This window comes from Bartonella sp. PS17NMGDW, assembly GCF_042193555.1.
In the GTDB taxonomy this organism is placed as follows: domain Bacteria; phylum Pseudomonadota; class Alphaproteobacteria; order Rhizobiales; family Rhizobiaceae; genus Bartonella; species Bartonella grahamii.
In genome coordinates, this window is the sequence record NZ_JBHILY010000021.1 from 1 (window position 1) to 9307 (window position 9307).

General features: G+C 42.4%; 6 protein-coding genes and 1 pseudogene. All 7 read left to right on the forward strand.

Annotated features, from left to right (window positions below; genetic code table 11):
• Window positions 1–1356: 1356 nt before the first annotated feature.
• A pseudogene (locus ACFIJK_RS08265) lies at window positions 1357–1701 on the forward strand (lytic transglycosylase); the annotation flags it as partial.
• 12 nt (window positions 1702–1713) lie between these two features.
• Window positions 1714–2715: a phage tail protein gene (locus tag ACFIJK_RS08270; protein ID WP_375627468.1), complete on the forward strand. Its 1002-nt coding sequence runs from the start codon at window positions 1714–1716 to the stop codon at window positions 2713–2715.
• Between the two features lie 8 nt (window positions 2716–2723).
• Complete coding sequence (locus tag ACFIJK_RS08275; protein WP_375627469.1) at window positions 2724–3737, forward strand: phage tail protein; 1014 nt, start codon at window positions 2724–2726, stop codon at window positions 3735–3737.
• A 7-nt stretch (window positions 3738–3744) separates the two neighbouring features.
• On the forward strand, window positions 3745–4872 hold the full coding sequence (locus ACFIJK_RS08280; protein ID WP_375627470.1) for a phage tail protein: 1128 nt from the start codon (window positions 3745–3747) through the stop codon (window positions 4870–4872).
• 9 nt (window positions 4873–4881) lie between these two features.
• Window positions 4882–5115 (forward strand): hypothetical protein, encoded by a 234-nt coding sequence (locus tag ACFIJK_RS08285; protein WP_375626965.1) that lies wholly within the window; start codon window positions 4882–4884, stop codon window positions 5113–5115.
• A 21-nt stretch (window positions 5116–5136) separates the two neighbouring features.
• Window positions 5137–8874 (forward strand): hypothetical protein, encoded by a 3738-nt coding sequence (locus ACFIJK_RS08290; RefSeq protein ID WP_375627471.1) that lies wholly within the window; start codon window positions 5137–5139, stop codon window positions 8872–8874.
• Between the two features lie 9 nt (window positions 8875–8883).
• On the forward strand, window positions 8884–9213 hold the full coding sequence (locus ACFIJK_RS08295) for a hypothetical protein (protein WP_375626961.1): 330 nt from the start codon (window positions 8884–8886) through the stop codon (window positions 9211–9213).
• Window positions 9214–9307: the final 94 nt, after the last annotated feature.

Below are 9307 nucleotides of genomic sequence, written 5' to 3' on the forward strand. Positions count from 1 at the left end.
AATGCATATATACAAAACGTATCATATTGCAAGCGCTCTATGAGAGATATGAAAACTTATCAAAAGGAATGTAAATGTGCGTATGATCTTTAATCACTCATTTGAATGAGAGAGCCTATAAAACGCTTGTTATGGCTATCAAACGTATCAAACAAATCAAAACGCTCGGTAGCTTTAATAATCCAATCAAAAGCAAATGCATCTTAAATGAATGTCTTATAAAAACGTTCTTTTTAGCTTGCAAGCATTGGTTTTCAAAGCAGCTTTTTATAAGAAAAATAAACAAACGCTTTTATAAAATGTAAGGTTTTTAAGATTTTGCTCTGCTGTGAAATCTAGATCTTTGTTTTTTCGTAAATGAAACGTTCTTAAGAACAAATGGTAACTAAGTTATAGCTGTTATAAAAAAAGTTTTAAACACTTATAAAGATCTCATTTTATGTTTCAAACGTTTAAAGGTTCATTTAATGAGGTTCTCATAAGCGTATTTTTACTTTCTTTAAAACATAATTTCTTTGCAAATTAATCGCTCTATATTTGGCTAGCAAAATTAACCGATCCAATTTTGGAGACGTTAACTTTAGAATAGAGCATTCTTTAAACAAGGTAACTTTTGACTCAAAATTAAGTAAATCCTATGCCTTATAATATTACAACGATTTTGAATTTTACTTACTTATCTTTGTCTTAATAGGTGCCCCCAAATTTGGAAAGAGCTCATTTGGTTTCGTATTTTTAAACTATAACTTTTAAAACGTTTTTAGTACCAAATCTAAAGTAGATAGTAATTCTACTGCCATGGCATTATTTGCTTCCATTTTTTTGTGGAAGCGAATAGTTCCGTTCTTAAAAACTAGCCTGCAATCTATTCATTAAAAGGCTTTTGATTTCATAAGATATAACTTTTTGAATTTCATATCTGTTGTGATGATAGGATCTGTATAATGCCTGCCTATCGTTTTCTAAATTTTTAGAAAGCGTTTTAAATATGATTTTGTCTTTAAATCTTTTTATGCAATTTTATAAATTAAACTTATAAGCTTATAATAGTTTCGCTAAAAATTTAGCGAAATTAAAAAAGTCTATATTACTAACTTCAATGCGATTTTTAAGTGATAAAAACGTATCATAAAATTTATAAACTGTCATGAATGATAACAGCTTTTCATTTCATTTGAATACACACATGCGTTATAATCTTTACATCATGATTTGCTTTTTATGGTCTATTCATACATGGCAATCTTATATAAAAAATGATCAAATGAATCATGCATAAAAGTGTGGATTCTTAAGTGGATTCATATAAAATAATTACAAACAAACTATTGACTTTATTGTGTTTTTTGATATGATATAGAGCATCAACAAGGGGCAGGGGGAGCCGCGCGTCTTTTGCAAAATCCCCATGCCAATGCGGCGCAAATTGTTGGGAGCAATGCGGTTGGCTTGAATGGTGGAAACAACGCTATGCGTGCAAGTGATTTTGTCAACCGTGTATTACAGATGTATGGTGGGCAGCCTCATAGAGCAAGTCCTACAGCGCATGGTGGCATTAGAAATAGAGACAACTTGTTAGAGGTTTTAAGGGCATTATTAGCATCACAAGAAGAAGCTTCGGAAGAAGAAGAGAGTGATGATGATAATCCTTTGATGACGCAATTCATGCGGGCGTTTTACGGACCGTTTTACAGAAACTAGGATTCACGAGAAATGTCAACGATTTATGATTGGTCGCTTAGAGCGGCGGATAATACGCGCGTGGATGATTTGATTGATTGGTCCGAAGGACAGCAGCCTAGCAGTGTGAACACGAGCGCCCGTGTGATGATGCAAAGGATAAGTGAGTATTTGTCAGACACGGGTGGAGAGCTTGAAGGCATTGTTACAAATGATCATGTCCAACAAACGAGTGTGATAAGGCTTGCAAGCACTTCACAGTTTTTAGAGTATAAGAATGGTATCGTTTTGCGCTTTATGGCGACGGGTAAGAATGTTGGCGCAACCACGATTGTCTTAAACACTTTAGATGGCAAGCCGGTTTATAAGGCGACAGAATTAGGGGTTGGTCCTTTATCAGGGGGCGAAATCCAACAAGGGTGCATTTATACATTGTTTTATAATGGAGATCATTGGCATCTTGTTAATCCTACCTCTATCCCTTTAGAAGAAGAAAGCAGTCTTTATCCCACGGGTTTTATAGGCACGTTTGGAATGCGCGGGATTCCAAAGGATTGGTTACTCTGTGATGGAAAAGCTTATTTGCGTCGTGATTATCGTGATTTATTTGAGACGATAGGAACGGTTTGGGGAGAAGGAGATGGCGTTACGACATTTAATGTTCCTGATTTTCGAGGGATGTTTTTACGGGGACTTGATAATGAACGCAATCTAGACCCTTGGCGTTCTTTTGCCAGTGTGCAAACAGATTTAATCGAGTCTCACCAACATCAAGGACAGAGCCTTTCGATGTCTCATTTTACCAGCAACGAAAACTTTTGGGATGGGAATACGACAGATGTGTTGGGTTATCGTCTAGGCTTGTTTGGGGGGAGTTCTCTCGCGAATTTTATGGGTATAGAGCGTGAGAATTTAGGGGGCTACATTGTAAGTCCTTATACTCTTGATGAGAGCCAAGAGGTTGTTTTGAAGAGCACTGGTGAAGGCGAGACGCGTCCAGTTAATGTGAGTGTTCTGTTTGCGATTAAGACATGAGGTTTAAGATGTCGACGATCTATGATTGGTCTTTAAATGCCTCCTTGAATGCCTATTGTGATGATTTGATTGATTGGTCAAAAGGACAACGTCCTAGCAGCGTGAATAACAGCGCCCGTGTGATGATGCAGCGTATGCGTGAATATTTATCCGATACGAGTGGTGTGATTGAAAGTACTTTTACGGTTGATGCTGAACAACAGACGACGTTGATAAGACTTAAAAGCAAATCGCATTTTTTGAAATATAAGAATGGGATATCAGTTTGTTTTAAAGCGAAGGGTAAGAATGTTGGGGAAACCGCAATTGCCTTGAATGATTTAGCCGCTAAACCCGTTTATAAGGCGACGGAATTAGGCATTCGTGCATTATCTGGAGGTGAACTTCAAAGGGGGTGCATTTATAGCTTGATTTATAGGGATCATGCTTGGCAAGTTTTAAATCCTACACCTCTCTCTTTATCACAAGAACCGGTTATTCCCGTTTATCCTACAGGGACGATAGGCATTTTTGGGATGCAAGTTTTGCCAGAGGGCTGGTTACTCTGTGATGGGAAGGCTTATTTGCGCAGTGATTATCCTGCTCTTTATGAAGCGATAGGGATCAGGTGGGGTGGAGCTGATACTTGGAACAAGTTTAACGTTCCCGATTTGCGTGGTGTTTTTTTACGAGGTGTTGATGATGATCGCGAGATCGACCGCTTTCGTTATCTTGGCACTTTACAAAATGACGCTATGAGAAAGCATGATCACGGGAGGCAATCCTTTACGATTTTGAATGATGAAAATCAGGAAGAGAGTTGGCATGGTGATATGACGATCATCTGGGGATATGTGTTGAATGACCAGCAAAGGTTGAAGCTTGCTGAACGTTTGGGCGTGAGGGCAGAGGATATACGCGTGCACCATAAGCTCGCCTTTCCCCATTCTCACCTTCATATGCGTGATGTTGTTTGGGCTCGTTCAGGTGTAAGTGAGACGCGTCCGATTAATATGAGTGTTGTGTTTGGAATCAAGACGTGAGGTTCAGATGTCCACGATTTATGATTGGTCTTTAACGGCATCTGAGAATGGTGGTGCTGATGCTTTGATTAATTGGTCAGAGGGACAGCACCCTAACACGGTTAATAATAGCGCTCGTTTTATGATGCAACGGGTGCGTGAATATTTATCGGATACGGGCGGCGTACTTGAAGGGATTGTGACGGTTGATAATAACCAAAAGACGAGCGTGATAAGGCTTCTAAGCCAATCGGCATTTTTAGAGTATAAGAATGGGATATCAGTTTGTTTTAAAGCGAAGGGCAAGAATGTTGGGGCGACAACAATTGCTTTAAATAATTTAGCCGGTAAGCCCGTTTATAAGGCGACAGAAACCGGTTTATTAGCCTTATCGGGAGGAGAGATACAAGATGGCTGTCTTTATACAGTTGTGTATGATGAAGAGCTTACGGGTTGGCAAGTTCTCAACCCGACAAGGGGCAAAGTTTCTTCCTTAAAACGCTTACCCACTGGTCTGATAGGACCGTTTGCAATGGAGCGCTTGCCGGATGGTTGGTTGCCATGTGATGGGAAGGCTTATCCGCGGCTTGTCTATTGGGATTTATTTTGTGTCATAGGAACGACGTGGGGAGAAGGAGATGGCGTTGCGACGTTTAATGTTCCCGATTTTCGGGGGCTATTTTTACGGGGACTTGATAATGAACGCAATTTAGACCCTTGGCGTTCTTTTGCAAGTATACAACCAAGTTCTTTAAAAGCGCACGAACATTTTATAGGTCCGGCGTCATCAGAAGGTCTTTCTTCTCGAAAAAAACGAGATGTTTCTTCTTCTGAAGCGCCCGTGACAAGGCGAAAGAGAGCTATAGACGAAGAGTGTGTAGGTTTGAGTGGGGATAGCTTAGAGAAATGTCATGAAGAATTTGACCGAATAGTGGGCATTTCAGAGCTTCCATTTTGGTTTACAGAAAAAGATAAGCCGCCGCGTTTACCTTGGTTTATCAGGAGTCCTTTTGCTAATTTTTTATATTATTCAACGCCTATAACAGAAGGTCTGAATGACAGAGCGCATCATGAACATCACCTTATGGCAGAGAGGGTTGGTGGTGTTGAAACGCGCCCCGTTAATGTGAGTGTAGTTTATGGGATCAAGACATGAGGAGTTGAAATGTCATTAAAACCGTTTGCGATATCAGAGATTAGCGACCCGTCTCAAGTACGGGTCGTTTTGTATTCGGGGGAAGTATTTGTACATGCGCCGCTTAATGGCGTTTTTGATTTACTGAAAGCCGCTTTGAAAAGGGAGCTTGATGGTTCACTGAAAGATTTAGAGAAGCGCTTCGAGGCTTTAAGAGAAGAGTTTGAAGATTTGAAAGAGTGTTCATTAGACGAAGTACTCTGAATGATGTGAGGACGAAAGCAGATGAAGATACCCGATCATGAACATGAATATTTGATACCTGTCGCGACGAGAGAAGAAATGATAGCAGGAACTTCTCAAGACAGCGTTGTTGTTCCGAAGCTTTTAGGGACGGCATCTTTGTATTCGTATGAAACCTTTGCGCCCTTAGAGCAGGTTGTTAATGCAAGGCAAGAAGCAGAAAAAGCCATGGCGCGTGCGAATGGGGCGCAACAAACAGCAGATCAAGCGAAAACTATAGCAGACAGTGTCAAGGAATTATCGGATGCAGCAGCGACGACGATAGCGCAAGCAGCAGGCACAGCAGCGAGTGCAGTTACTGTAGCCAATGCCGCCAAGACGACAGCTGATACAGCTTTAGAGCAGGCAAATACGGCATTAACAGTATCCAATGCCGCCAAGACAACAGCGGAGGTCTCGAAAGCCTCTTCAGAAGATGCCAAGATGAAGTCAGAAGCGGCTGAGAGGTTAGCGCAAGAAGCCAAGCGCATTGCGGATGATACTAAAGGTGCAGCTGATAGAGTGGCGACAACGGTCACGGAAAGCTCTCAAAGAGTGACACAAGTTCAAAGCACAGTAGAGACAGCTTTGACAGAGGCAAGAGAAGCCAAGGCAACGGCAGGAGATGCAAAAACACTTTCCGAACAAACCAAGAGCGCTTTTGATGATGCCAAGCAGGTGATGGGCGAGGTGAAGAATGTTGCAGAAACAGCAGCAACGAACAGTGGGCAAGCTCTCACGACAGCTTCTGAAGCCAAGACGACAGCAGAGACAGCCTCTTCGGTAGCTGGTGATGCAAAAGAAACGGCGTCTAAAGCCCTGTCGGTAGCTCATGGTCTTAAGCAATCGGTTGATCATGTCAAGAATACAGCTGAGGGAGCCAAAAGGACAGCAGAAGGAGTAGAGCAGAGGGCTTTAACAATAGAAGACGTTGCTACACAAGCCAAGACTAAAGCTGGTGAAGCCAAACAATTGGTTGAAGAAGTTAAGACGACAGCGCATTCGGCAGAAACGTTAGCGAATAATGCAAAGCGGTTAGCGGATAGTGCAAAAGACACAGCGGTGGAAGCGAAGAATAAAGCAGAGGATGCTCATGTCCTTTCGCAAGAAGCTAAGAGCACAGCAGAAACGGCAGAAGAGAAAGCCGCAAGAGCCGAAAAGAAGGCAGATGATGCGACAGTTACAGCTTCTGAAGCCAAGACTATGGTGCAAGAAGCAAAACAGGCGTTAGAGACATCAACAGCGCAACAAGATGCTTCAGAAGCATTGTCTAAAGCCGCTGAAGCGAAAAAAGTAGCAGATCAGGCAGCAACGTTAGCTAATGAAAGTAAAACGACAGCTGTTGAGGCAAAAGGTTTAGTGGAGGAAGTAAAACAATCGGTAGCGACAGCGACAGCAACAGCAGAAAGCGTAGCTAAGGAAGCTAAAGTAGCATCAGAAAGCGCTGTTAGGGTGGCGAATACAGCGAGGACCACAGCAGAAGAAGCCAAGAGTGCAGCGGATACAGCAACAGCGACGGCTCATCAAGCCCAACAGAGTGCAGAGGAGGCTACAAAATTAGCTTCTGAAGCGAAAGCGGTAGCAGAGTCTGCGGTGCGTTCAGGAGAGACGGCAGGGCAGGTGAGTGTGGAAACGGTGCAGGGCATAGCACAAGAGGCGAAGCGTAAAGCGGAAGAAGCCGAGAAAATAGCACAAGAAGCCAAACAGACAGCTGGTTATGCCAAGCATGATGCGGAGCAAGCGCGTAGTGAGGTGGAAAATGCAAAAAGCACAGCGAATGCAGCGTGGAATAAAGCCCACAAAGCGAATGAAACAGCAGATAGTGCTAAGCTTACAGCAAGTTTAGCGGAAACGGCAGGCGAAGAAGCCAAGAAAATAGCGGAGAAAGCCAATAACTACGCGTATGAAGCAAAAGATGAAGCCGAAAAAGCCAAGGAAATAGCCAATAGTGCAAAATATGCAGCAGGAGAGGCGCAAAAGGCAGCTGAAACAGCGGGTAAAAAAGCCGCGTCTTTAGAAGCAGCCGCAGAAGAAGCCGAAAAAATAGCACAAGAAGCTAAACAGACAGCTGGTTATGCCAAGCATGATGCGGAGCAAGCGCGTAGTGAGGTGGAAAAGGTAAAAAGCACAGCGAATGAAGCGTGGAGTAAAGCTTACGACGCGAATGAAGCCGCCAATAACGCTAAGACTATAGCAAGTTTAGCAGAAACGGCAGGCGAAGAAGCCAAGAAAATAGCGGAGAAAGCCGATGACCGAGCGTATGAAGCCAAGAATGAAGTAGAAAAAGCCAAGGAAATAGCTAGTAATGCAAAATATATAGCAGAAGAGGCGCAGAGGGCAGCCGAAACAGCGGGTAAAAAAGCCGCGTCTTTAGAGGAAGAAGCGGAAGAGGCACAAAAAATAGCCAAGGAAGCCAAGGAGTCTGCTGGTTATGCAAGACATGACGCGGAGCAAGCGCGTAGTCAGGCAGAAAAGGCAGAAAAAACAGCAAATGAAGCGTGGAGTAAAGCTTACGACGCGAATGAAACAGCAGATAATGCTAAGACTATAGCAAGTTTAGCACGGATGTACTCAGATGAAGCCAAGAAAAAAGCTGAGACAGCAGATTCACAAGCCTATCAAGCCAAGAGCGAAGCCGAAAAAGCCAAGGAAGTAGCCGATAGAGCGAAAAGGACAGCAGAAGAAGCTAAAACAACAGCCGATACGACGAAGCAAGAGCTTGGAGGTATCAAGAGTTCTCTGGAAACAGCGACAACAGCTCATACAGTAGCCACACAAGCAAAAAATCTCGCAGAAAAGATAAACACTTTTCTAAAACAGTCTCATTTAACGGTTTTATCAATTTCCACCCCTTTTCTTGTTGCGACAGGCAAAGCGCAATTAACCGTGAAAAAAGGAACCTATCTAACTTTGCCACGAACTCATGATATTTTGGTTGTAAGTTATACGGTAGATGCCAGAATAAGCATGCCGTCTCTTTCTGCGGGCAAGGATTATTATCTTTATTTGGTACCGGAGGGAGATTCTCATAAAATTGTTGTATCAGAAAACTCTACGTATCCAAACGGTTACAGCGTCAATAATTCGCGCAAGATAGGAGGGTTTCATACGCTTTGTGCGGATGTTGGTACGATTTCTGGTCACCCCTTGTCTGGTTATAGGGCAGGGGATATTTTACCCAATTCAGTTTGGTGTTTAAATCACCGCCCTTATAGTTCACCAGAGGGAATGGTCTACGACCCCTCTACAGATCTTTGGGTTGATATTTATCTTCAATCAGGGACGGGTGAAAATACGAAATCAATGTATCGTACCAATATAACAACAAACCGTAATTATACCGAACATGTAACAGATATGGCGCGTGTTAAAAAATCTTTACTGAGTGATGAAGCGTTTGCTTCTGCTATGTATGGAAGCAATGAAAAGACACATATTGTTGGCAAGAAAGAACCAACCTCTAAGGTTTCAGGTGGATATAAGGATACGGCGAATCGTCGAATGATCTCGCATATCGGTTGTGAGGATGGTTGCGGTTATGTTTGGCAATTTTTATCGGGCACGTTTCCTATACCTATAAGCCGTACGCAAAATACGTTTGAAATGAGAGCATTGTTAGGGGGTGGTAGCTGGAGTAATACAACGGATAATGGGCGTTTTACTCGAGCCGCCATGATCGTCAATGGTGGAAATGAACAAGTTGCGGCGCGTGGATGTAGCCATACGCGTCATTTTGTTTAGGAGGGAGAGATGATAGAATATCCAGAGCATTTAAATAGCAAAGAAGATTATCTGAACATGCTTTCTTTTGACAAAGTTGAAACAGTAAGAAGGCTAGAGATGCTTTTGACAACGCGTTTTTATTGGTTTTTTGTCAAAGAACTCAGTGAAGGAGAAGAGGGGATAGAAGATGACACGCATAAGGTTTGTCTAACAACAACCATGCCATTTGATTCAAATGGTGATTTTGTAGAAAAGCGTTGTCAGTATGAATTACAGGAAAGCGAATATGCACCGCTCTTTCAACTTGGCTTTCGTGTTGAAGAAGTCGAGCAACTGATCAAAGAGCATAGTCAATAGAGATCATAAAAAAACATTTTTATCCAGCCTCACTTTTGTGGGGCTTTTTTTATGGAGCGTCAGATGAGAAAGATATCGAAAGAAGGATTAGAGC

Bases quoted from the DNA above. Each gene is read 5' to 3' on its own strand.
- ACFIJK_RS08270 (WP_375627468.1), top strand. From the start codon at position 1,714: ATGTCAACGATTTATGATTGGTCGCTTAGAGCGGCGGATAATACGCGC.
- ACFIJK_RS08275 (WP_375627469.1), top strand. From the start codon at position 2,724: ATGTCGACGATCTATGATTGGTCTTTAAATGCCTCCTTGAATGCCTAT.
- ACFIJK_RS08280 (WP_375627470.1), top strand. From the start codon at position 3,745: ATGTCCACGATTTATGATTGGTCTTTAACGGCATCTGAGAATGGTGGT.
- ACFIJK_RS08285 (WP_375626965.1), top strand. From the start codon at position 4,882: ATGTCATTAAAACCGTTTGCGATATCAGAGATTAGCGACCCGTCTCAA.
- ACFIJK_RS08290 (WP_375627471.1), top strand. From the start codon at position 5,137: ATGAAGATACCCGATCATGAACATGAATATTTGATACCTGTCGCGACG.
- ACFIJK_RS08295 (WP_375626961.1), top strand. From the start codon at position 8,884: ATGATAGAATATCCAGAGCATTTAAATAGCAAAGAAGATTATCTGAAC.